This is a genomic window from Ralstonia sp. VS2407 (assembly GCF_052950655.1).
Genome location: NZ_JBRFVG010000005.1, coordinates 288,713 through 310,690, shown reverse-complemented (window position 1 = coordinate 310,690; position 21,978 = coordinate 288,713). Strand labels below are relative to the sequence as shown.

Sequence of the window (21,978 nt, the reverse complement as noted above, 5' to 3'; positions counted from 1 at the left end):
TGCCGGGACCGACTCACTTTTCTTTGTCTTGCCAAAGAAAAGTAAGCAAAAGAAAGGCGCGCCCGAGATGGCGACTTCCCCTTGGATTTGTGTTGCGGGGAGGGGAAGGAGCCAAACTCGCTGCGCTCAGACAAGGCTCCTTCCTTTTTCCTCCCCGCAACAAAAATCCAAGGCGCCATCTAGGGCAAGGAAAAGCAAACCGTCGAACACAAAGCGAGCCACCAAGGCTCGCTTTTTCGTTTGCACCGGCATACCGAGTGTTTGGCCGTTCCTGCCCTTGATGGCGCCTTCAATTTTCGTAAGCGGGCGGAAAAAAGGCGGGGAACTGTCTGAGCGCAGCGAGTTTTCCCCGCCTCCGCACGGTTACGGAAATTGAAGGAATCTTTCGCCATCTCGGGCGCGCATTTCTTTGCTTACTTTCTTTGGGCAAGACCAAAGAAAGTGAGTCAGCCCCGGCAGGGGATGAAACAAGGGATACACCACAAACACCAAAACCAAAAAACAAAAAAACACCCCTCCATTTGACTCCCCATTTTTTTTCATGGATAACTGTGTCCCCTCCCCCCCAACAACCCAGCGAGCCACCCCATGACCCTCCAAACCTGGCTGGCCTTCATCGGCGCCAGCATCATCATCCTGCTCATCCCCGGCCCGACGATCCTGTTGGTGATTGGTGATTCCCTGGCCAACCGCGGCCGTTCGGCGTGGAGCACCGTGGCCGGCGTGGCCGCTGGCGACACAACGGCCATGGCGGTTTCCCTTGCCGGTGCGGGCGCACTGCTGGCCGCATCGGCCGCAGCCTTCACGGCGCTCAAGCTCATCGGCGGTTCGTACCTCGTCTATCTGGGCATCAAGTCCATCCTCAGCGCGCGCCGCCTGCGTGACGATGCGCCCGAGGCCACCATCCCCGTGCAGCAGAAATCTGCGCGCCGCCGCTTCCTGTCGGCCTGGACGGTCACCGCGCTGAACCCCAAGAGCATCGTCTTCTTCGTCGCCTTCGTGCCGCAGTTCATGTCGGCCGAGCAGACCTTCCTCTCGCAGAGCGTGATCCTGCTGCCGACCTTCGTCATCCTGGCCGCCGCCAACGCATCAATGTACGCGCTGGCCGCCAAGCTGCTCGCCAAGCGCCTGACCAGCGTGGCTGCGCAGCGTCGCTTCGGCTACACGGGCGGCGCGGTGATGGTGGGCGCTGGCACGCTCACGCTCGGCATGCAGTCGGCCTGATCGCTCCACAGGCCGCACCCAGGACACCCGATGCCCCGCAGTTACCTCCGCCCCTCGCCAATCACATCCGACGGGGCCCACGGCCACCACCGCGTCACCAACATCGAGCTGTTCTTCGATCTCGTGTTCGTGTTTGCGGTGACGCAGCTCTCGCACCTGCTGATCGGCAACTTCACGCTGCAAGGCGGCGCACAGGCGCTGCTGCTGATGCTGGCGGTGTGGTGGGTGTGGATCTTCACCTCATGGGTGACGAACTGGCTCGATCCGGACAAGCTCGCCATCCGCATGCTGATGCTCGCGCTGATGACGGGCGGGCTGCTGCTCTCGGCATCGCTGCCGCAGGCGTTCGGCTCGCGCGGACTGGCGTTTGCGCTGGCCTATGTGTTCATGCAGTTCGGGCGCACGGTGTTCTTCCTCTGGGCCGTGCGCGGCGAGTCATTGCCCATGCGACGCAACTTCCAGCGCATCGCCACGTGGCTCGGCATCTCTGCCGTGCTGTGGCTGGCGGGCGGCCTGTCGGACGGTTCCGTGCGCTGGGCGTGCTGGATCGTCGCCCTGGCCATCGAATGGCTCGGCCCCTCGATGGGCTTCTACACGCCGGGCCTGGGCCGCTCCACCACCAACGACTGGAACGTGGAAGGCGGTCACATGGCCGAGCGCTGCTCGCTGTTCATCATCATCGCGCTGGGCGAATCGGTGTTGGTCACGGGCTCCACGTTCGCCGGGCTCGACTGGACTGCCGAAAACATCGCGGCGATGGCGATGTCGTTCATCGGCAGCCTGGCGATGTGGTGGCTGTACTTCGACACGATTGCCGAGCGCGGCGCGCACACCATGTCGCATTCGGCGGATCCGGGCCGGCTGGCACGCCTGGCCTACACCTACATCCACGTGGTGCTGGTGGCCGGCATCATCGTCGGGGCCGTGGCCGACGAGTTCGTGCTGGCGCATCCGGTGGGCCACGCCCATGAAGGGACAACGCTGGCGGTGCTGGGCAGCGCGGCGCTGTACCTGCTGGGCAACCTGCTATTCAAGTGGGCGATCTTCGGGCGGCTGCGCCCGGCGCATGTGGTTGGCCTGGTGGTGCTGGGCGGCGCCTGGCTGCCCGCAGGCGAACTGCCCGCGCTCGCAGTCTCCGCACTGGCGACGGGTGTGCTGTGCGGCACGGCGGCGTGGGAATGGTACGCACGCTCCTGCGAAACGGCGGACCCCGAAGCGGCACACAACCCCTAAGTGGTCACCTGAAAATTCCAGTTTCTGGACATTACAAAAGGCCACTCGCGCGCCTACTCTGTCAACCAACATGACAGAACACGAGGGCCCCGCCATGATCGACCTCTACTACTGCGCCACGCCCAACGGCCTGAAGATGGCGCTGTTCTTTGCCGAAACCGGCTTGCCGCATCGCGTCATCCCCGTCGATATCAGCCGGGGTGACCAGTTCAAGCCCGAGTTCCTGGCTATCTCGCCCAACAACAAGATCCCGGCCATGGTCGATCACGACCCGGCCGAGGGGACCGAGCCGGTGGTGCTGTTCGAATCGGGCGCCATGCTGCTCTACCTGGCCGAGAAGACCGGCCAATTGATGCCCACCGACCTGCACGGCCGCATGGAAGTGCTCAAGTGGCTGTTCTGGCAGGTGGGCGGTCTGGGCCCGATGGCCGGGCAGATCGGCCACTTCAACGTCTATGCGCCCGAGCGCGTGCCCTACGCCATCGACCGCTACACCAAAGAGACCAACCGCCTGTACGGCGTGCTCGACCGCCGCCTGGCCGATCGCCCCTACATTGCCGGCGACGACTATACGATCGCCGACATCGCGGCCTATCCGTGGATCGTCCCGCACGCCGGGCATGGTCAGGACCTGAACGACTTCCCGCATCTGCAACGGTGGTTCGAAGCCGTTGGCGCACGGCCGGCCACGCAGCGCGCCTATGCCGGGGTGGAGCGTGCCTACTCCCGCCGCCGCGAAGACATCTCCGACGACGAGCGCGGCGTGCTGTTCGGCCAGACGGCCAGCTCCGGCGCGCGCTGAACCCTGCGGAGCCTGCGCGCTCCGCCTCCCTTCCACGTTTGTTCTCTAACAGGAGCCGACCATGCCGGCATCGCTGTGGTGGTTGTGCCTGGGCGCGTTCGCCATCGGCACTGAAGGTTTCATGATCGCCGGCCTGCTGCCGGTGCTGGCCGCAGACCTGGGCGTGAGCGTGCCGGCGGCGGGGCAGCTCGTTACCGTGTTTGCCGTCACGTATGCCGTGGGCTCGCCGGTGATGGCGACGCTGCTCGGCAATGTCGACCGCCGACGCGTGCTGATCGGCGCGCTGACCATCTTTGCGGCAGGCAACCTGCTGGCGGCCACCGCGCACGGCTTTGGGCAGTTGATGGCGGCGCGCGTGCTGCTGGCGCTGGCGGCCGGCGTGTTCCTGCCGACGGCCAATGCGGTGGCGACCTCGCTGGTGCCCGCTTCGCGCAGCGGCTCGGCGCTCGCCATCATCACGGGCGGCGGCACGGTGGCAGTAGCGCTCGGCGTGCCGCTGGGCGCGTGGATTGCGGCGCAGGGCGACTGGCGCTCGACGTTCATCGCATGCGGTGTGCTGTCGGCGCTGGCCACGGCGGGCCTGGCCTTCGGCCTGCCGCGCGCGCTGCCGCACAGCGTGACCACGCTGGCGCAGCGCCTGTCCGTGGCACGCCGCCCAGGCATGCTGGGCGCGCTGGCGGTGTCCACGCTGTGGGCGGCGGGCGGCTTTACGTTCTACACCTACGTCGCACCGTTCTTTGTGCAGGGACTGGGCTTCGCGCCGCAGCACGTGGGCATCGTGCTGTTCCTGGTCGGCAGCTTTGCGGCGCTCGGCACCGGCCTGGGCGGCCACATGACCGACCGCGCAGGCGTGGCGCGCGTGCTGGCGGTCAGCAGCGCGGGCATCGTGCTGGCGTTCTCGGTGCTCTCGCTGTCGGCACAGATGCTGCACGGCACGGTGGCCGGCGCAGTCGCCATCGGCGCGGTCGTGCTGTGGGGCATGGCCGGCTGGGGCTTCGGCCCGGCGCAGGCGACGCGCCTGATCCGCCTCGCGCCCGATGTGTCGCCGATCACGCTGTCGCTGCATGCGTCTGCCGTGTATGTGGGGATTGCGCTGGGGTCGAGCGTTGGCGCGCTGGCGCTCGCGCATGGCGGGCCGGGCATGCTGGGGTGGGCGGCCGCCGCGTGCCATGTGGTGGCGGTGGTGTTGTGGCGCAACAGTGCGCGCCATGAAGCCGCACAGGCAGACGGGCCGACGGCCACATCGATCGCACATTGAGCGCCGGGCCGCCGATGCCATGCTCAAGGTTCCGAGCTCGGCGGGCCGAGCAAAAAGCCTCGCGGTTCGAGCTCCGAGCTCGGCGAGCCGAGCAAAAAGCCTCACGATCCGAGCTCCGAGCTCGGCGAGCCGAGCAAAAAGCCTCACGATCCGAGCTCCGAGCTCGGCGAGCCGAGCAAAAAGCCTCGCGATCCGAGCTCCGAGCTCGGCGAGCCGAGCAAAAAGCCTCGCGATCCGAGCTCCGAGCTCGGCGAGCCGAGCAAAAAGCCTCGCGATCCGAGCTCCGAGCTCGGCGGGCCGAGCAAAATGCCTCGCGGTTCGAGCTCCGAGCTCGGCGTACCGGCCTCAGGCCCCAGCGGCGGGGGCTTCGCGGTTGGCCCGATTTGCGCGCCGCCCGCCTCGCCGATCCAGGTACGGCAACGCAAACATATAGAGCCCCGTGAACAGCAGCAGCGCCAGCGGCAGCAGCGGCGCGTAGGTGATCCACGCCGGCGGCTGCGCGCCCTTGCTCAGCCCCATGGCGACAAAGTTGGCGATGACGGTGAGCGTGAACGCCATCGACACCCAGCGGTGAAACTGGCGGATTCCGTTGCGGGCGCTCACTTTGCACCTCCGGCGGCCTGGATCATCTTCCAGCCGTTGCCGGCCGGATCACGAAAGCCGGCATCGACACTGCCAAAGCGCTCGATGGGCTCCTGCGTGAATTCCACGCCGCGCTCGCGCAATTGGGCGTAGGCGGCGCGGCAATCGGCGACGGTCAGCACCAGCGGCGGCATCGCGCCCTTGGCGACCATGGCGCGCAAGGTCTGCGCGGTGGCCTCGTCGTGGATGGGCGGGCCGGGCTGGAACAGGCCGAGCTGAAACGACGGCTGCTCCGGATGCTGCACCGTCAGCCAGCGGTACGGGCCGTTGCGCACGTCGGTGTGCACGCGAAACCCGAGCTTGTCGACATAGAACGCCAGCGCCGCGTCCTGATCATCCACATACAGCCCGACGACATTGATCCCTTGGCTCATCACCGCTCCTTGTTGTTGGTGGGTGACGGATTTGTACCCTCCGCCAGTTGGCGGCGCTTCTCCGAAACTGCTGTGACGAGGTCGGGCCGCTGCGCCGCCTTCAGCACACAGGCGGGCACGCGATCGAGTTGCTGGTGCGGCGCGGTGGCCTGGGCGTGGCGGCGAAGCTCGCTCGGGCTCTGCCCGGTGATGTCGCGAAAGATGCGGCCGAAGGTGCCGAGGCTTTCCCAGCCCGTGGCGTAGGCGATTTCGATGATGGGCAGGTCGGTGTCGCGCAGCAGCGTGGTGGCCTGCTCGATGCGGCGCGTGAGCAGGTAGCGGTGCGGCGGAATGCCGAAGGCCTGCTTGAACGAGCGCGCAAAATGCGCCGCCGAGACGCCGCTCACCTCGGCCAGCCGCTTGACGGGCCACGCCTCGTGCGAGGCGGCGTCCATGCGGTCTTTGGCGCGCAGCAGGCGGCGCAGCAGCGCGGGGTCTTGCTGCGCGTCGGTGTGTGCCGGTGCCACCGCAGCCTGCCGGTGGCGTCAGCCCAGCTTGAACTCGCCGATGGCGTGCGCGAGCTTGCGCACACCCTCTTCCACCTGTGCCAGCGACGAGGTGGCGTACGACAAGCGGAGCGTCGAGCGATCCGGGTCGACCGGGTAAAACGCCGCACCCGGCACGAACGCCACACCACGCTCGATGGCCACCTTGGCCACATCACCGGCATTACGGCCCGGCAAGGTGCACCACAGGAACATGCCGCCGCGCGGGCGGTTGAAGGTCAGTTCGGTTTCAGGCAGCAGCGCACGCAGGCCGTTGGCCATGGCGTGGGCACGCTCGGCATAGGCGGCACGGGTGCGCGGCAGCACGGTGTCCAGCCGATTGCTGCGCAGGTAGGCGGCGGCCGTGGCCTGCGCAAACGTGGAGGTGTGCGCATCGGCAAACTGCTTGACCATCACCGCGTTGCCCAGCACCGGCTGCGAGGCGATCATCCAGCCCACGCGCAGGCCCGGCGCCACCACCTTCGACAGGCTGCCCAGGTAGATCACACGCCCCTGTGCGCCGTCGGTCTGCTGCGACAGCGCGTACAGCGACGGCGGCGGCGGTGCGTCGAAATACAGATCGCCGTACGGGTCGTCTTCCACGATCAGCAGGTTGTGGCGCACCGCCACGTCCAGCAGGCGCTTGCGGCGCTCCAGGCTCATCAGCGCGCCGCTCGGGTTGCCGAAGTTGGGAATCACGTAGAGGAATTTGGGACGCGCAGTGGACAGCACCTGCTCCAGCGCGTCGACATCCAGGCCGTCGCCGTCGGTCGGCACACCGGCCACCTTGGCGCCGTACAGCTTGAACGCCTGAATGGCGGCGAGGAAGGTGGGCGCCTCGGTCAGCACCGTATCGCCCTCGCCGATCAGCACCTTGCCCAGCAGATCCAGCCCTTGCTGCGAACCGGTGGTGACGAGGATGTCGGTGTTGGCGACGGTGGCGCCGCGCGACTTCATCAACGTGACGATGGCCTCACGCAGCGGCTCGAAGCCCTCAGTGGCGCCGTATTGCAGGGCGCGGGCGGCGTCGGTGGTGAGCGCGCTGTCGGCGGCGGCCTTCAGGCCTTCCACGTCAAACAGGGCGGCATCCGGAAAGCCGCCGGCAAATGAAATCAGGCCCGGCTTGCCGAGCACCTTGAACAGCTCGCGGATGGCGGAGGTTTCAACGTTTTGCAGGCGGGGTGCCAGCAGCGATTGCAGGAATTCCATGGCGTGCGTGTCTCTGTAGTTCGAGTGCCCGCCACTTTACGTGATGTGCGCCGCGTGCGCATGCCAACACGGCGTCACAGCCATGACTAGAATGCCGCCACCGAACCGGTAAAAAGGAGGTCCGCATGGCCGTCCGACGCATCGTTCCGAACCTGCATGCTGCCGATCCGGCACGTGCCCGCGCGTTCTATGCCGAACTGCTCGAACTGGAAGCGGTGATGGACCACGGCTGGATCGTCACCTTTGCCGACGCGGCCAACACGATGACGCCGCAGGTCAGCATTGCCAGCGAAGGCGGAAACGGTACGCCGGTGCCGGCGCTTTCAGTAGAGGTGGATGACGTGGATGCCGTGCATGCGAGGGCCGTCTCGTTGGGCCTGGAGATCGTCTACCCGCTCGTGGATGAGCCGTGGGGCGTGCGCCGCTTTTACGTGCGCGATCCGTTCGGCAACGTGATCAACATCCTGGCGCACCGTTGACGCCGCTGCATCGAAGAAAAACGCCCGCATGCCAAAGAGGCGATGCGGGCGCGGCAGTGCCGGTTGATGACTACCGGTGGTTGCCGTTGTGGGTGCCCTTGTCCTGGTGTGCGCTGCCGTTCTTATCCTTGTCGACAACGCGCGTGATGCCGCCCGTGGCGGGCGGGTCACTGGCCGGGAACGTGTCTTCCACGGCTTTTTCCACCAGCTCCTCACGCTTCTCTGCGTGCGGATGCTTCTCTTTCTTGCCTTTCTCCATGGCGCCCTCCTGTTTCAAGCGTGGTTGACGACACGCAAGCGAACGGCGTGCCCGAGCACCTCAACTGAGCGCCTCAACTGAGCGCTCAATACTCTTCCCAGTACGGACGCGAACCGTAGTACTCGTGCACGGACTGCGCCCAGGTCGGATCGGCCATCGTGGGCCAGCTGTCCTTGTCGAAGCCTGGAGCCGCCTCAAGGCGATCCTTGTTGGCGTCGAGCACGAAGCACTTGCGGTCCACGTCGAGCGACATGGCGCTCCACGGCACGGCAAACAGCTTGTCGCCGATGCCCAGGAAGCCGCCCACCGACATCACCGCGTAGGCGATCCGGCCGCGCTGCACGTCGAGCATGATGTCGGTGATCTTGCCGAGGTCTTCCCCATTGAGGTTGACGACGCGATTGCCCTCAAGCGTATCGGCCGCCATCAGTTCCGGGCCGGGGCCAGCCGAATCGGCATCGGCGCGCCCGATGATGCGCATGCGTACACCGGCGGTGGTTCCTACACCAGTGGCGGTACCGGTGCCCAGCGTGGTGCCGGTTGTCGTGGTTTGCATAGCAGTTACCTCCCATCAATCAGTTGACGTTCAGGATGATGTGCGGCGGCCACGCAATTGCGCGGCCTCTGTCGCACGCAATCAACCGTGTCAGCACGAAGCTTGCCTGCGACGCATCGACTGCAGAGACGCGCGTGCGGCATGCCGCTTGCTCGACGGTTCGGCGTACTTAAACCAGAACCCCTACCGGAGAGCCCCATGAACAAAGCGGAAATCCCTGTGGCGCAACGCGCTGTGCTGTCGATGCTGCTGGACGATCACCGCGAGGTGAAAAAACTCTTCAAGACGTTCCAGCAAGAGAAAGACGAAGCGGCCTGCGAGCAAATCGTGCGCGAAGCATGTGAAAAGTTGACCGTGCACACGCAGCTTGAAGAAGAGGTGTTCTACCCGTTCGTGCGCGACAACGGCGGCGAAGCGTTCAAGGACCTCGTCGACGAAGCCGTGGTGGAGCACGCCACCGCGAAGGACCTGATCAAGCAGTTGAGCGGCATGCACGCGGGCGACGATCTGTTCGCGGCCAAATTCACGGTGCTGGCCGAGTACGTTTCACACCACGTGGAAGAAGAAGAGACCGAACTCTTTCCCAAGCTGGTCCGTCAGCACATCGACCTGACGCCGCTGCAGGAGCCCATGACCACGCGCAAGGAAGCGCTGCTCGCCGAGACCACGAGCTGACGACCCACCACCTGATACTGGACAGAAACCATGCAAGCCACCGTCAGCGACTTCCTCGTCGCCCGCCTGTATGACTGGGGTGTGCGGCGCATCTTTGGCTACCCCGGCGACGGCATCAACGGCATGTTCGGTGCACTGCAGCGGGCCGGCGGCAAGATCGAGTTCGTGCAGGTGCGGCATGAAGAAATGGCCGCCTTCATGGCCTCTGCACACGCCAAGTTCACCGGTGAGCTGGGCGTGTGCATGGCAACGTCCGGGCCGGGTGCCACGCACCTCATCACGGGGCTGTACGACGCGCGGCTCGACCACATGCCGGTGCTGGCGATTACCGGGCAGCAGGCGCGCACGGCAGTCGGGGGGCATTACCAGCAGGAGGTCGATCTAGCGGCGATGTTCCGCGACGTGGCCGGCGCGTTTGTCCACCAGGCCAGCATGCCGGCACAGGTGCGACACCTGTTGGATCGAGCGGTGCGCATCGCCATCGGGCAGCGCCGGGTGACGGCGTTGGTGCTACCAAACGATCTGCAGGAAATGCCCTACGCCGAGCCGCCGCGTGCGCATGGCACGGTGCACTCGGGCGTCGGCTACAGCGCGCCGAGCGTGATCCCGCAAGCGGCCGACCTGGAACGCGCAGCGGACATCCTCAACAGCGGCCGCCGGGTGGCGATGCTCGTGGGCGCGGGTGCCCTCGGGGCCAGCGCAGAAGTCGCAGCCGTGGCGGAAACGCTCGGCGCGGGCGTGGCCAAGGCGCTGCTCGGCAAGGCCGTGTTGCCCGACGAACTGCCCTATGTGACCGGCGCCATCGGCCTGCTGGGCACCGAGCCGAGCTGGGAGCTGATGAACCATTGCGACACGCTGTTGATGGTCGGCTCCGGCTTTCCCTACGCAGAATTTCTCCCCAAGGAAGGCCAGGCGCGCGGCGTGCAGATCGATCTGGACCCCGGCATGCTGGGGCTGCGCTATCCGATGGAGGTCAACCTCGTCGGCGACAGCGCGCAGACGCTGCGTGCGCTGCTGCCGCTGCTCCAGCGCAAGACCGATCGCTACTGGCCCGACCGCATTGCCCGCTGGAATGAAAGCTGGTGGAAGACGCTGGAAGAGCGCGCGCTGCAGCCGGCCTATCCCGTCAACCCGCAGCGCGTGCTGTGGGAGCTGTCACCCAAGCTGCCGGACAACGTGATCGTCACCAGCGACTCCGGCACCTGCGCGAACTGGTATGCGCGCGATCTCAAGTTCAAGCCCGGCATGATGGGCTCGCTCTCGGGCGGGCTGGCGTCGATGGGCGCGGCGGTGCCGTACGCGATTGCCGCCAAGTTTGCGTACCCCGATCGCCCTGTCATCGCACTCGTGGGCGACGGCGCCATGCAGATGAACAACATGGCCGAACTCATCACCGTGTCGAAATACTGGAAGCGGTGGAAGTCTCCCAAGTGGATCTGCATGGTGCTCAACAATCAGGATCTGAACGAAGTCACCTGGGAGCAACGCGTGATGGAAGGCGACCCGAAGTTCCCGGCGTCACAGGACATCCCCGATGTGCCGTATCACCGCTTTGCGGAGTTGATCGGCCTGAAAGGCATCTACGTCGACAACCCCGACCATCTGGCCGGCGCCTGGGACGAAGCGCTCGACGCAGACCGCCCCGTGGTGCTGGAAGTGAAGACCGATCCCGATGTGCCTCCGCTGCCTCCGCACGTCACGCTGCAGCAGGCGCGCAACTTTGCGACGGCCCTGGCGTACGGCGACCCGGACGCCAGCGGTGTGCTGCGCGGGACGGCGCGGCAGGTGTTGTCGGCGTTGTTTCCGGTGCATAGGGAGAAGGAGTGAGCTGCGGGCACCACGCCGTAGAGCTAAACCTCAGCACTGCAAGCGGCGTGGGTCGCGTCGTGATGGTGCTCACGCAGCGCGCCTGGAATGCCGGTGCCTGCCAGACCATCGGCTGCGAGCCATGCCGCCGTGGCGGCAGCGGCACGGTCGATCAGTTCGCCGCAGCGGGCGTAGTCGTAGGGCGACACGTCGAGCGGGCACAGCGGCGGCACGACCGTAATGGGCACCTGCCCGGCCCAGCGTTCCAGGTCTTGCACAAGCTGACGCGCGACCAGCAGTGACAAGGCGTTCAGCGCGTGCTCGATGGCGCTGCGCGGGGCACGACGGTCGGCACACGCGAATCCCGCCGGCAATACAACGACGCGTGTGGCGCCCAACCGGATGGCCGCGGAGATTGGCGTGTTGTTGGCGACGCCGCCGTCGATCAACAGGCGATCACCAACGCGCACCGGCGGAAACACGCCGGGAATGGCGGCGCTGGCCAGCACGGCCGGCACGATGGCGCCGGACGACAGCACCACCTCGGCGCCAGTGCGCATGTCGGTGGCCACGACGTGCAGCGGCAGCGTGGTCGCCTCCAGCAGGGTCTGCGCGAAATGCCGCGTCAGCAGGCGCTGCAGGCCAGACGCATCGACGAGGTGTTCCCGTTGTCCGCCCAGGATGCCCAGCATGCTGAACATCGCCCGCCAGGACCACGGCATCACGTCGGCGCGCCGCACACCGCGCCACAGCGCCTCGAGCTGCGCCGTGCCGGCCGCGTGCGGATGGCACGCAAAAAAGGCCGCGTTGATGGCGCCAGCCGAGGCCCCCACCACCATGTCGGGCACCACGCCCGAGGCCACCAGCTCGCGCAGCATGCCAGCCTCGATGGCGCCGAGGCTGCCGCCGCCGGCAAAGACAAACGCCGTTCGTTCCACTCTGTCCATGATCGATGCCGCGTTGCAGCAAGGAGTCCCAACTTGTCAATCCAGGGACGACTGGAACTAGAGTAGGTCTGCCCTGCCGTTGCGGCTAGTCGACCAATCAGCGGCGACGAGGGGCGATCAGCGGGCTTGCCGCGCGGCGTCGGCCAGGGGCTTCCAGTGCAGAAAGCCGAACAGCAACGTCAGCAGCACGCTGTCGAACAGCGGTCCGTTGTGCAGCGCGACCTTGCGAAAGCACAGCACCACTTCCAGCAGGTGCGCAGCCAGCAACACCAGCGCCACGATGCGCAGCCAGCCAATCGCGTCGGCCGACAGCGGCAGTGGCGTGGCATAGCTCGCCAGCGCGAGGCCATACACGGCGAGCAGGACGATCTTGCTGAGGACGTTGAACATGCCAGGACTCCAGAGGGACGGTGATTCCGATGCCGTGCAGCATACCGGCCACCGCGGTCCCTCCGGCCGCTTCAAACACCTGGATAGACGCCGCCCTCCACCCGGCCGTATCTGCTGGCGGCGGGTGCTCAGGCCGTCGCCGAACCGAACCAGCGATGCAAGGCCGCTTGCAGCCCCGCAGTCGTTCCGTCACCGACCCACGCCACGTGACCGTCAGGACGGATCAGCACCGCAGCAGGTGCGGGCACTGTGCCAACCACCGGCAGCGACCAGGTTCCTGCATAGCGGGCGTCGACACGTCGCACGCGATCGGCCCATGGCGCGATGTCGATGGCATCCGCCGGGCCGAAGTTGATCAGCAGCGCCCCCGCCCCGTGCAACAGGTGGAAGACGCGCACCGGGCCCTCGGCGGTCTCCAGGTCGAGATCGAGCATGCGGCGACCGAGCAGCGGATGCCCTTCACCGAAGTCGTATCGCACATCGAGCGCGGAGACCATCCCAACAAGGTGCCTGCGCGGTTCATCCATGCGAAACAGCTCCGAGGTGATCTCGCTCAGCGCCTTGGAGCGCTCGTCCTGGCGAAGCAGCACCACCTGCGCCAGCGTATTGCGCAACGTGCGCGCGGCAACCGGATGGCGCTCCGCGTGATAGCTGTCGAGCAGGCTGTCGGGTGCTGTCCGTTTGATGACCGCGGCCAGCTTCCAGCCGAGGTTCACGGCATCCTGCATGCCCATGTTCAGCCCCTGTCCGCCCATGGGCGGATGCACGTGCGCGGCGTCGCCTGCCAGCAGCACGCGTTTGTCGCGGTAGGCCACGGCCTGGCGGGCCATATCGGAAAACCGCGAGATCCAGTTCGGGCGATGCGCGCCGAAGTCCGTGCCATAGACGGCGATCAACGCCTCGCTCAGGTCCGCCAGCGTGGGCGCATTGTCGGTGCCAAGTTGTCGCTCCGTCAGCACGAAGCGGACACACTTGCCATCTTCCATGGGCGCGACGGCGTGCCGGCCGATGGCATCGTATTTGAAGCCGAAGGGGGGCGGCGTCTGCGTGGTGTGCACCTCGGCGATCAGCCAGCTCGTCGTGGCGTCCCAGCCTGCAAACGCAATGCCGGCGGCCTTGCGAACCGCGCTGCGCCCGCCATCGCAGCCAACGAGGTATTGCGCACGCAGCACCTGCCCATCAGACAGCGTGACGTCGACGCCCGAGTCGTCCTGCAGGAAGCCGGTCACCTCGCGCTCGCGATAGAACGGCACGCCAAGCTCGCTCACCCACTCCGCCAGGATGCGCTCGGTGTGGTGCTGCCAAAGGCCGAGCACATAGTTGTGCCGGGTGGGAAAGTCGCTGATGTCCAGCGGGTTCTCGCCGAAATGCACGACCGGATAGGTCTTGCCCTGCGAGACAAACCGCTCGGCCACGCCCCGCTGGTCGAGCACTTCGACGGAGCGCGCATGCAGCCCCAGTGCACGCACGCCGACCACGTCCTGGTTGGCGCGGCGCTCCACAATGGCGACGTCAATCCCGACCAACGCCAGCTCCGCCGCGAGCATGAGCCCCGTCGGTCCGCCGCCGGCAATCACCACGGCATGCCCGCTCATTTCACACCTCCGGCCGGCATCACCACGGCACTGCCCTGCGCTTCAAACGTCGATGGCATCACACGCATGTCTCGCCCTCCTTTCGGTCGGTTTCAAGATTGGGGGGCGATGCTACTGCGGCCGCCGGGGCTTCCCGCAAGCCCCAGGGGCCGCGGTATACTTACGGCAACGGTGGAGCGAATGCTTGTCTGGCGAAGCGCACACCACGAAAAAAGGCCGTCCCGAAGGACGGCCTTTTCTTTTTCTGCGTCTGCCGAAACTTATTCGACAGTCACCGATTTCGCCAGGTTACGCGGCTTGTCGACGTCGGTGCCGCGCGCCAATGCCGTGTGATACGCCAGCAACTGTAGCGGCACCACGTGCAGGATCGGCGAGAGCTGCCCGTAGTGCTCCGGCATGCGGATCACCTGGATGCCGTCGCTTGACTGGATATGCGTATCGGCGTCGGCAAACACGTACAGCTTGCCGCCGCGCGCGCGCACTTCCTGGATGTTCGACTTGAGCTTTTCGAGCAGCGCGTCGTTCGGAGCCACGGTCACGACGGGCATCTGCTCGGTCACCAGGGCCAGCGGGCCATGCTTGAGTTCGCCGGCCGGGTAGGCCTCTGCGTGGATGTACGAGATTTCCTTGAGCTTGAGCGCGCCTTCCAGGGCGATCGGGTAATGCAGACCGCGACCGAGGAACAGCGCGTTTTCACGGCGGGCAAACTCTTCCGACCACGCGATGATCTGCGGCTCCAGCGCCAGCACCGCATTCAGCGCCGACGGCAGGTGACGCAGATGACGCAGCGCGTCCTCTTCCTGCTCGGCGTTCAGATGGCCGCGCAGCTTGGCGAACGTAAGCGCCAGCATGTACAGCGCTGCCAGCTGCGTGGTGAATGCCTTGGTCGACGCCACGCCGATCTCGGTGCCGGCGCGCGTGAGGAACTTGAGCTGCGTCTCGCGCACCATGGCGCTGGTCGCCACGTTGCAGATGGCCAGCGTATGCGTGTGGCCCAGTTCGCGGGCGTGGCGCAGCGCGGCCAGCGTGTCGGCGGTTTCGCCCGATTGCGAGATCACGACGACGAGCGCGTTCGGGTTGGGCACCGTTTCGCGGTAGCGGTATTCGCTGGCGACTTCCACCTGCGTCGGGATCTTGGCGATCGATTCAAGCCAGTACTTGGCCGTGCAGCCCGAGTAGTAGCTCGTGCCGCAAGCCAGGATCAGCACGCTGTCGACCTTGGGCAGCACCTGGGCCGCCTCGGGGCCGAACAGGTCAGGCGCAAAGCCTTGCACCCCTTCCAGCGTGTCGCCCAGGGCGCGCGGCTGCTCGAAGATTTCCTTCTGCATGAAGTGGCGGAAGGGGCCAAGTTCAACGGCGGCGGCGTAGGTGCCGACTTCTTTCACTTCACGCTCGACGATCTTGTCGTGTGCATCGGCCACGGTGAAGCCGTCGCGGGTGAGTTCCACCACGTCGCCTTCTTCCAGGTAGGCCATGCGGCTCGCGGTGCCGGCCACGGCCAGCGCGTCGGATGCGAGGAACGATTCGTTCTCGCCGATCGCCACCACCAGCGGCGAGCCGGCGCGCGCGCCCACCACCACGTCGGGGTTGTCGCGTGCAAACACGGCAATCGCATAGGCGCCGTGCAAGCGCTTGACCGACGCGCGCACCGATGCAAACAGATCACCGCGCGTGGCGCTGCTCGGGTAGGTGTAGGCCTGGTGGATCAAGTGCGCGACGACTTCCGTATCCGTCTGCGATTCAAACCCGTAGCCGACGGCCTTGAGTTCTTCGCGCAGCGATTCGTAGTTTTCGATGATGCCGTTGTGCACGAGGGCGATGGTGTCGCCCGAGAAGTGCGGGTGCGCGTTGACGGTGTCCGGCCGGCCATGCGTGGCCCAGCGCGTGTGGGCGATGCCGATGGCGCCATCCAGGTGGCTCGTCTGTGCCTGGGCATCCAGATCGGCCACGCGCGAAACGGTGCGCGCGCGCTGTAGCTGGCCATCACGCTGAACGGCAACGCCGCATGAGTCGTAGCCGCGATACTCCAGGCGGCGCAGGCCTTCGATCAGGACGGGAACGATATTGCGCGTGGAAACCGCGCCAACGATACCGCACATGTTGATTTCTCCAGTTGGGGCGCGGCCGCACGCTCAATGTGCGCCGCACTCGGTAATTCAGTATCGATGCTCGTGCGCCGAAGCGGCATCCGCTGTTCGGCGCAGGAGAAACCCTGTCAGCCTGCCTTCTTTTGCTTGACCGGGCGCTGCCAGCTGTCGATGGTGACCTGCCGTGCCCGCGAGACCGTCAGCTTGCCCTCGGGCGCGTCCTTGGTCAGCGTGGTGCCGGCACCCAGCGTCGCGCCCTTGCCAACGCGCACCGGCGCCACGAGCTGCGTGTCGGAACCGATGAAAGCGTCGTCTTCGATGATGGTGCGGAATTTGTTCGCGCCGTCGTAGTTGCACGTGATGGTGCCCGCGCCGATGTTGACGCGCGAGCCCACCGTGGCGTCGCCCACGTAAGCAAGGTGGTTGGCCTTGCTGTGTGCCGCGACCTGGCTGTTCTTGACCTCGACAAAGTTGCCGATGTGCACGTCTTCGGCCAGCTCGGTGCCGGGGCGCAGCCGCGCGTACGGGCCGATGCGCGAGTCGGCGCCAACCTTGGCGCTCTCGATGTGGCAGAACGGCAGGATCTCGGCACCGGCCTCGATGGCGGCATCGCGGATCACCGCATTGGCGCCGATGCGCACGCCGTCAGCCAGCGTCACATCGCCCTCGAAGATGCAGTTGACGTCGATCACCACGTCGCGGCCGCAGGTGAGCTTGCCGCGCACGTCGATGCGCGCCGGGTCGATCAGCGTCACGCCGTCTTCCAGCAGTTGCTGCGCGAGGTTGCGCTGGTGAATGCGCTCAAGCTCGGCCAGCTGCACCTTGCTGTTCACGCCCAGCGTTTCCCACTCTGCCAGCGGATGCGCGGAGGTGATGGGCACGCCTTCGCTGGCGGCGCGCTCGATGACGTCGGTCAGGTAGTACTCGCCCTGCGCGTTGTCGTTGGAGAGCGTGGCGAGCCAGCTCTTGAGCTTGGCCGTCGGGCACACGAGGATGCCGGTGTTCACTTCGTGAATGGCCAGTTGCGTCTCGTTGGCGTCTTTCTGCTCGACGATGCGCGTGATGCGGCCGGCGGCATCGCGCACGATGCGGCCGTAGCCGGTCGGGTCGCCCAGATGCACGGTCAGCACGCCCAGGTGGTCGTTGCCGGCGGCGCCCACCAGGGCGCTCAGCGTCTCGGCACGGGTGAGCGGCACATCGCCGTAGAGCACCAGCGTGGGCACGCTCTCGTCGAGCTGGTCCACGGCCTGCATGACGGCGTGGCCGGTGCCCAGCTGCTTGTCTTGCGTGGCGAAGGCGATGTCGGGCGCGCCGACCATCTCGCGCACCCGATCCCCGCCGTGGCCGACCACCACCACCAGCCGCGTCGGCGACATGGTGCGTGCGGTTTCAATGACGTGTGCCAGCAGCGGTTTGCCGGCCAGGGGGTGCAGCACTTTCGGCAGGGCAGAGCGCATGCGTTTGCCCATGCCTGCAGCCAGGATGACGATATTCACAAGGAGGTTCCTAGAGTGACTCGAAGCGATAGCCTGCGAGGGGTTGCCGGCACCGGGAATGGCTGCCTGAAACCCACCGCCCGCCACCTCCCCTCAGGATGGCCGGACCGCCTGCAAACCCTTCTGCGGGGCGCTTTTGCGGCGTATAAGACACAGATGGAAAAATTCTAGCATGGGGCCCACCCTCCCCCAGAACCGGTCAAATGGTGGAATTGTTGCAATCGCGCCATGACCGAGACGGGTAGCCCGCTGGCCGGTCAGGCGGATGGCGGACGCCCGGTATGGCGCGCCCGCCACATGGGGAGAGGGTCACATGGGGAGCGGGCCACGCTCAGCCTGCGGCCACCTCGCCCGGCACGGCTTGCTCGGCGGGCTTGTCGCCCGGCTTGCGCTCAAATCGCACGAACTCGATGCGGTCATCGTGCGAGCCGGCAAACACCAGCGGCGCCTGGTCGTAGGCTGTCTGGCCGAACAGCGCGTCTTCGCCGATCTTCGCCAGGCCCGTGGTCAGGCCGTTGAAGTCGAACAGGTCCGTGTCGGCCAGGTGCGACGGCACGACGTTCTGCAGCGATGCGAAGATGTTGTCGATGCGGCCCGGCGTCTGGCGCTCCCACTCCAGCAGCATCTCCTTGACCTTCTTGCGCTGCAGGTTTTCCTGCGAGCCGCAGAGGTTGCACGGAATGATCGGAAATTCCATCGCGCGGGCGTAGGAAGCAATGTCCTTTTCCGCGCAATAGGCGAGCGGCCGGATGACGATGTGGTCACCGTTGTCGGTGGCCAGCTTGGGGGGCATCGACTTCATCTTGCCGCCGAAGAACATGTTCAGGAAGAACGTGTTGACGATGTCGTCGCGGTGGTGGCCCAGCGCGATCTTGTTGGCACCCAGTTCCTTGGCCGTGCGGTAGATCACGCCGCGGCGCAGGCGCGAGCACAGCGAGCACGTCGTCTTGCCCTCGGGCACCTTCTCCTTGACGATCGAATACGTGTCCGCCTCGACGATCACATATTCCACGCCCAGCTTTTTCAGGTAGTTGGGCAGCACTTCTTCCGGAAAGCCGGGCTGCTTCTGGTCGAGGTTCATGGCGATCAGCTTGAAGTCGACCGGCGCGCGCTTCTGCAGCGCCATCAGCACCGACAGCATCGTGTACGAATCCTTGCCGCCGGACAGGCACACGAGGATGGTGTCGCCGTCTTCGATCATCTTGAAGTCGCCGATGGCGCGGCCAACCTGCGACTGCAGACGGGTTTCGAGGCGGTGGAAATTATTGGAAAACGTCATGGCATATCGACCCCGCCAGCGCTGAATAATGGCCGAACGGGCGTCAAATTGTGAGGAAAATCAGCATTTTAGCGCGCGCGAGGCGCCGTCTGCAGGGTCGCGCGAACAGGCCTAGAATCGTTTGCCTATCTTCGGCTCGATGGAAACGAACCCCATGACGACAGCAATGCGGATTCTGGTGCTTGGCGCCGGTGGCACCGGCGGTTATTTCGGCGGGCGGCTCGCCCAGGCGGGCGCGGACGTGACCTTCCTGGTGCGCCCTGCGCGTGCGGCGCGGTTGCGCGAACACGGTCTCGTGATCCGCAGCCCGCATGGCGATGCGCAATTGCCCGTGCAGACCCTCACCGCAGACCAGGCCGCGGCTTGGGGCCGTGCCGACCTGGTGCTGCTGAGCTGCAAGGCCTACGACCTGGAAGACGCCATCACGGCCATCCGGCCGACGGTGGGCGAGCGCACGGTGGTGCTGCCGGTGCTCAACGGGCTGGCGCATCTGGAGCGGCTTGATGCCGCCTTTGGTGAATCGCGCGTGCTGGGTGGGCTGTGCCATATCAGCGCGACGAGCGCGCCCGATGGTGCGGTGCTGCATCTGAGCAACGGCCAAGGGCCCGCCGTGCACTCCATCACCTTTGGCGAGCGCACGCTGCACGCGCCGCGCGAGCGCACCGAGGCGATTCGCGATGTATTTGCCACGGCCAACTTTGATTCCGTGCTGGCCGAGAACGTCATGCAGGACATGTGGGAGAAATTCACCTTCCTCACTTCGCTGGCGGCGATGACGTGCCTGATGCGGGCGACGGTGGGTGAGATTGTCGCCACGGACGAGGGCGCTGCGCTGAACGAGGCGATGTTCACCGCGTGCGAGCGTGTCGCAGCAGCGTCGGGCTATCCGAATCGGCAGGCTGCGCGGGAGCGCGGGCTCAATGTGCTGACGCAGGCTGGGTCGCCGCTGACGGCATCGATGCTGCGAGATCTGGAGAGTGGTGCGCGGGTGGAGGCGGATCACATCGTGGGGGACATGCTGCGCCGTGGGCGGGCGTTGGGCGTGGATGTGTCGCTGCTGCGGGTGGCGTTTGCGCATTTGCAGGCTTATCAGCAGCGGTTGTTGCGGGCTGCCGTTTGATTGTTTTGTGTTTGGGGTTCATCCCCGGTTTCATCCCCTGCCGGGGCTGACTCACTTTCTTTGTCTTGCCAAAGAAAGTAAGCAAAGAAAGGCGCGCCCGAGATGGCGACCCCCTCCTTGAATTTTTGTCGCGGGGAGGGGAAGGAGCCAAACTCGCTGCGCTCAGACAAGGCTCCTTCCTTTTTCCTCCCCGCAACAAAAATCCAAGGCGCCATCTAGGGCAAGGAAAAGCAAACCGTCTACTGCCAGCGGCGCCACTCTGGATCGCTGCTTGTCATTTGCCTATTGCCAACCGCCACCCAACGCCTGCATGAGCGCGGCGGAGTCGAGCAGCCGGTCGGCTTGGCTCTGCACCTGTTGCAGCGTGGCCTGGTCGACCTGACGCTGGGCGTCCAGCAACGTTAGCGTGCTGATGCCGCCGGCGGCGTGGCGGGCTTGGGCGGCGCGCAGGGTCTGTTGCGCTTGGTCGGTTGCCAGCGCTCGGGCCTGCAGCGTTTGGGCGTCGTTGTTGACGGCGTGCAGGGCGTCGGCCACTTCTTGCAGACCTTGCAATACGGCTTGTTTGTAGGCAGCGCCGGCCGCGTCGTAGGCGGCTTCGGCTTCGCGCTTTTTGGCGCGCAGGGTACCGCCGTGGAAGATTGGCTGCGTGAGCCCTGCGCCGAGGTTCCAGATGCTCGATCCGGCGCCGAGAAGGTTGCGGAAGCTCGTGGTTTCCGAACCTAGCCCTGCGGACAAAGTGATGCGCGGGAACAGGTTGGCCGTGGCCACGCCCACGTTGGCGCTGGCTTCGTGCCACATCGCTTCGGCAGCGCGGATGTCGGGGCGGCGCTGCGCGACTGTGGATGGCAGCGACACCGGCAGCGGGTCGGGCAAATGCAGTGCGTCGAGCGACGGCAACTCCGGCAAGCCGGCACCGGGTTCGCGGCCCAGCAATACCGATAGACGATGCCGCTGCTGCGCGGCCTGTTGCACGAGCGGCGGCAACGTGGCGTCGGTTTGCGCGACGAGCGTGCGCTGAGAGAACGCGTCGACCTGCGCGACGCCGCCAAGGCTGAGGCGGCGCTCCGTGATCTCCAACTGCTTGCGCTGCTCGGCGGCCAATCGCTGCGTGGTGGCGATCTGCGCATCCAGCGCGGCAATCCGCACCGCCGTCGTCACCACATTGCCTGCCAGAGACAGCCGCGCCGCTTCCAGTTCATAACGCTGCGTATCGACCTGCGCTTGCGATGCCTCCAGCGCCCGGCGCACGCCGCCAAAAATATCCAGCGCATACGACACCGACAGCGACGCCGAATACAACGTGAACGGCCCCGGCTTGGGCGTGTTGAATCCGAACGCCTCCGGGTTGATCTGCTGACGCACCGCCGACACGTTGCCATCCACCGACGGCAACGCATAACCGAACTGCGCCTGCGCTTCGGCCTGCGCCTGACGCAAGCGCGCCTGCGCCTGCGCCACGGACGGGCTCGCCCGCAACGCCTCGCCCACCAACGCATCCAGCGCGGGCGATCGGAACAGGTGCCACCAATCGGCCGGCACGTTGGCATCGACAAGATGCTGCGCTTCGCCGCCAACAACGGGCGCGGATGCGGTTTCCCGCGACACTGGCTGTGCGGAATAGGCCGCGGCCGCAGGACCGCCCGGCGTCTTGAAGTCAGGTCCGACGGCACAGCCTCCCACACCCAGCGCGGCAACAATCACAACGCCAAGCAACCGCTCGCCACCCACCAACGCACGCCCCCACTCCTGCAAACGCCCGCCGATGGTTTGGCCGTACCCTGCCCTAGATGGCGCCTTGAATTTCTGTTGCAGAGAGGAAAAAGGAAGGGAAACTGTCTGAGCGCAGCGAGTTTTTCCCTTCCCCTCTCTGCGACAGAAATTCAAGGGGAAGTCGCCATCTCGGGCGCGCCTTTCTTTGCTTACCTTTCTTTGGCAAGACAAAGAAAGTAAGTCGGCCCCGGCAGGGGACGAAACAAGGAATGCACCACCAGCGTCAGCACGTCGAATCCACAGCGTCCACATA

The 21,978-nt window shown here is 65.9% G+C and carries 21 protein-coding genes; 8 read left to right on the top strand and 13 right to left on the bottom strand.

Annotated features, from left to right (window positions below):
* The first annotated feature begins 588 nt into the window (after window positions 1–588).
* The 4 genes from ACU8YE_RS11425 (at window position 589) to ACU8YE_RS11410 (ending at window position 4,517) form a co-directional block, all read left to right on the top strand.
* Entirely contained in the window at window positions 589–1,224 is a 636-nt protein-coding gene (locus ACU8YE_RS11425; protein WP_446928733.1) for a LysE family translocator, read from the top strand.
* Between the two features lie 30 nt (window positions 1,225–1,254).
* Window positions 1,255–2,457, top strand: a complete 1,203-nt coding sequence (locus ACU8YE_RS11420) for a low temperature requirement protein A (RefSeq protein ID WP_446928732.1) — start codon at window positions 1,255–1,257, stop codon at window positions 2,455–2,457.
* A 94-nt stretch (window positions 2,458–2,551) separates the two neighbouring features.
* Complete coding sequence (locus ACU8YE_RS11415) at window positions 2,552–3,259, top strand: glutathione binding-like protein (protein ID WP_446928773.1); 708 nt, start codon at window positions 2,552–2,554, stop codon at window positions 3,257–3,259.
* A 61-nt stretch (window positions 3,260–3,320) separates the two neighbouring features.
* Entirely contained in the window at window positions 3,321–4,517 is a 1,197-nt protein-coding gene (locus ACU8YE_RS11410) for an MFS transporter (RefSeq protein ID WP_446928731.1), read from the top strand.
* 345 nt (window positions 4,518–4,862) lie between these two features.
* Here the strand turns inward: ACU8YE_RS11410 and ACU8YE_RS11405 are convergent, their stop codons facing one another.
* Genes ACU8YE_RS11405 through ACU8YE_RS11390 form a run of 4 tightly spaced genes read right to left on the bottom strand, consistent with a single transcriptional unit; the run spans window position 4,863 to window position 7,266 of the window.
* The gene (locus ACU8YE_RS11405; RefSeq protein WP_414560059.1) at window positions 4,863–5,120 is read right to left on the bottom strand and encodes a hypothetical protein; all 258 of its coding nucleotides are present in this window, start codon (window positions 5,118–5,120) and stop codon (window positions 4,863–4,865) included.
* A complete protein-coding gene (locus ACU8YE_RS11400; protein ID WP_012760914.1) occupies window positions 5,117–5,533 on the bottom strand; it encodes a VOC family protein in 417 nt (138 codons plus the stop codon). The genes ACU8YE_RS11405 and ACU8YE_RS11400 overlap by 4 nt, the downstream gene beginning before the upstream one ends.
* Entirely contained in the window at window positions 5,533–6,039 is a 507-nt protein-coding gene (locus ACU8YE_RS11395; RefSeq protein WP_316868132.1) for a helix-turn-helix transcriptional regulator, read from the bottom strand. The genes ACU8YE_RS11400 and ACU8YE_RS11395 overlap by 1 nt, the downstream gene beginning before the upstream one ends.
* Window positions 6,040–6,057: 18 nt before the next feature.
* A complete protein-coding gene (locus ACU8YE_RS11390) occupies window positions 6,058–7,266 on the bottom strand; it encodes an aminotransferase-like domain-containing protein (protein WP_446928730.1) in 1,209 nt (402 codons plus the stop codon).
* Window positions 7,267–7,391: 125 nt separating this feature from the next.
* Here ACU8YE_RS11390 and ACU8YE_RS11385 point away from each other — a divergent pair, with 125 nt between their 5' ends.
* Window positions 7,392–7,745, top strand: a complete 354-nt coding sequence (locus ACU8YE_RS11385; protein ID WP_343621475.1) for a glyoxalase superfamily protein — start codon at window positions 7,392–7,394, stop codon at window positions 7,743–7,745.
* A gap of 70 nt (window positions 7,746–7,815) precedes the next feature.
* Here ACU8YE_RS11385 and ACU8YE_RS11380 read toward each other — a convergent pair whose 3' ends face one another.
* Together ACU8YE_RS11380 and ACU8YE_RS11375 are read right to left on the bottom strand one after the other, a co-directional pair.
* Entirely contained in the window at window positions 7,816–8,004 is a 189-nt protein-coding gene (locus ACU8YE_RS11380) for a hypothetical protein (RefSeq protein WP_446928729.1), read from the bottom strand.
* An 85-nt stretch (window positions 8,005–8,089) separates the two neighbouring features.
* Window positions 8,090–8,560, bottom strand: coding sequence for a PRC-barrel domain-containing protein (locus ACU8YE_RS11375; protein WP_232041689.1), 471 nt, complete (start codon window positions 8,558–8,560; stop codon window positions 8,090–8,092).
* Window positions 8,561–8,758: 198 nt separating this feature from the next.
* On the opposite strand from ACU8YE_RS11375, the gene ACU8YE_RS11370 reads away from it, so the two are divergent.
* Both ACU8YE_RS11370 and ACU8YE_RS11365 read left to right on the top strand, forming a co-directional pair.
* Window positions 8,759–9,235: a hemerythrin domain-containing protein gene (locus ACU8YE_RS11370; RefSeq protein WP_343620705.1), complete on the top strand. Its 477-nt coding sequence runs from the start codon at window positions 8,759–8,761 to the stop codon at window positions 9,233–9,235.
* Between the two features lie 30 nt (window positions 9,236–9,265).
* Window positions 9,266–11,062 carry a thiamine pyrophosphate-requiring protein gene (locus ACU8YE_RS11365; protein WP_446928728.1) on the top strand — a complete coding sequence of 599 codons (1,797 nt, stop codon included), beginning with the start codon at window positions 9,266–9,268 and terminating at the stop codon, window positions 11,060–11,062.
* Between the two features lie 23 nt (window positions 11,063–11,085).
* Here ACU8YE_RS11365 and ACU8YE_RS11360 read toward each other — a convergent pair whose 3' ends face one another.
* The 6 genes from ACU8YE_RS11360 to ttcA all read right to left on the bottom strand — a co-directional run bounded on the left by ACU8YE_RS11360 (window position 11,086) and on the right by ttcA (window position 18,835).
* Entirely contained in the window at window positions 11,086–11,988 is a 903-nt protein-coding gene (locus tag ACU8YE_RS11360; RefSeq protein ID WP_446928727.1) for a patatin-like phospholipase family protein, read from the bottom strand.
* Window positions 11,989–12,105: 117 nt separating this feature from the next.
* Window positions 12,106–12,378: a DUF1145 domain-containing protein gene (locus ACU8YE_RS11355; protein WP_102064293.1), complete on the bottom strand. Its 273-nt coding sequence runs from the start codon at window positions 12,376–12,378 to the stop codon at window positions 12,106–12,108.
* Window positions 12,379–12,506: 128 nt separating this feature from the next.
* Window positions 12,507–13,973, bottom strand: coding sequence for an FAD-dependent monooxygenase (locus tag ACU8YE_RS11350; RefSeq protein WP_446928726.1), 1,467 nt, complete (start codon window positions 13,971–13,973; stop codon window positions 12,507–12,509).
* Window positions 13,974–14,233: 260 nt separating this feature from the next.
* Window positions 14,234–16,072 carry a glutamine--fructose-6-phosphate transaminase (isomerizing) gene (gene glmS, locus ACU8YE_RS11345; protein WP_232041684.1) on the bottom strand — a complete coding sequence of 613 codons (1,839 nt, stop codon included), beginning with the start codon at window positions 16,070–16,072 and terminating at the stop codon, window positions 14,234–14,236.
* Window positions 16,073–16,188: 116 nt separating this feature from the next.
* Entirely contained in the window at window positions 16,189–17,556 is a 1,368-nt protein-coding gene (gene glmU, locus ACU8YE_RS11340) for a bifunctional UDP-N-acetylglucosamine diphosphorylase/glucosamine-1-phosphate N-acetyltransferase GlmU (protein WP_343621306.1), read from the bottom strand.
* 331 nt (window positions 17,557–17,887) lie between these two features.
* Window positions 17,888–18,835 (bottom strand): tRNA 2-thiocytidine(32) synthetase TtcA, encoded by a 948-nt coding sequence (ttcA, locus tag ACU8YE_RS11335; protein WP_260803805.1) that lies wholly within the window; start codon window positions 18,833–18,835, stop codon window positions 17,888–17,890.
* A gap of 166 nt (window positions 18,836–19,001) precedes the next feature.
* On the opposite strand from ttcA, the gene panE reads away from it, so the two are divergent.
* Window positions 19,002–19,955: a 2-dehydropantoate 2-reductase gene (gene panE / locus ACU8YE_RS11330; RefSeq protein WP_433867609.1), complete on the top strand. Its 954-nt coding sequence runs from the start codon at window positions 19,002–19,004 to the stop codon at window positions 19,953–19,955.
* A 282-nt stretch (window positions 19,956–20,237) separates the two neighbouring features.
* Here panE and ACU8YE_RS11325 read toward each other — a convergent pair whose 3' ends face one another.
* On the bottom strand, window positions 20,238–21,977 hold the full coding sequence (locus ACU8YE_RS11325) for an efflux transporter outer membrane subunit (RefSeq protein WP_446928725.1): 1,740 nt from the start codon (window positions 21,975–21,977) through the stop codon (window positions 20,238–20,240).
* Between the last annotated feature and the right edge of the window lies 1 nt (window position 21,978).

Coding starts and splice junctions, on each gene's coding strand:
- ACU8YE_RS11390 (WP_446928730.1), bottom strand. CDS start 7,266: ATGGAATTCCTGCAATCGCTGCTGGCACCCCGCCTGCAAAACGTTGAA.
- ACU8YE_RS11370 (WP_343620705.1), top strand. CDS start 8,759: ATGAACAAAGCGGAAATCCCTGTGGCGCAACGCGCTGTGCTGTCGATG.
- ACU8YE_RS11420 (WP_446928732.1), top strand. CDS start 1,255: ATGCCCCGCAGTTACCTCCGCCCCTCGCCAATCACATCCGACGGGGCC.
- ACU8YE_RS11325 (WP_446928725.1), bottom strand. CDS start 21,977: ATGTGGACGCTGTGGATTCGACGTGCTGACGCTGGTGGTGCATTCCTT.
- ACU8YE_RS11355 (WP_102064293.1), bottom strand. CDS start 12,378: ATGTTCAACGTCCTCAGCAAGATCGTCCTGCTCGCCGTGTATGGCCTC.
- ACU8YE_RS11415 (WP_446928773.1), top strand. CDS start 2,552: ATGATCGACCTCTACTACTGCGCCACGCCCAACGGCCTGAAGATGGCG.
- glmS (WP_232041684.1), bottom strand. CDS start 16,072: ATGTGCGGTATCGTTGGCGCGGTTTCCACGCGCAATATCGTTCCCGTC.
- ACU8YE_RS11380 (WP_446928729.1), bottom strand. CDS start 8,004: ATGGAGAAAGGCAAGAAAGAGAAGCATCCGCACGCAGAGAAGCGTGAG.
- ACU8YE_RS11400 (WP_012760914.1), bottom strand. CDS start 5,533: ATGAGCCAAGGGATCAATGTCGTCGGGCTGTATGTGGATGATCAGGAC.
- ACU8YE_RS11360 (WP_446928727.1), bottom strand. CDS start 11,988: ATGGACAGAGTGGAACGAACGGCGTTTGTCTTTGCCGGCGGCGGCAGC.
- ACU8YE_RS11350 (WP_446928726.1), bottom strand. CDS start 13,973: ATGAGCGGGCATGCCGTGGTGATTGCCGGCGGCGGACCGACGGGGCTC.
- ACU8YE_RS11365 (WP_446928728.1), top strand. CDS start 9,266: ATGCAAGCCACCGTCAGCGACTTCCTCGTCGCCCGCCTGTATGACTGG.
- ttcA (WP_260803805.1), bottom strand. CDS start 18,835: ATGACGTTTTCCAATAATTTCCACCGCCTCGAAACCCGTCTGCAGTCG.
- ACU8YE_RS11410 (WP_446928731.1), top strand. CDS start 3,321: ATGCCGGCATCGCTGTGGTGGTTGTGCCTGGGCGCGTTCGCCATCGGC.
- ACU8YE_RS11425 (WP_446928733.1), top strand. CDS start 589: ATGACCCTCCAAACCTGGCTGGCCTTCATCGGCGCCAGCATCATCATC.
- ACU8YE_RS11375 (WP_232041689.1), bottom strand. CDS start 8,560: ATGCAAACCACGACAACCGGCACCACGCTGGGCACCGGTACCGCCACT.
- ACU8YE_RS11385 (WP_343621475.1), top strand. CDS start 7,392: ATGGCCGTCCGACGCATCGTTCCGAACCTGCATGCTGCCGATCCGGCA.
- panE (WP_433867609.1), top strand. CDS start 19,002: ATGCGGATTCTGGTGCTTGGCGCCGGTGGCACCGGCGGTTATTTCGGC.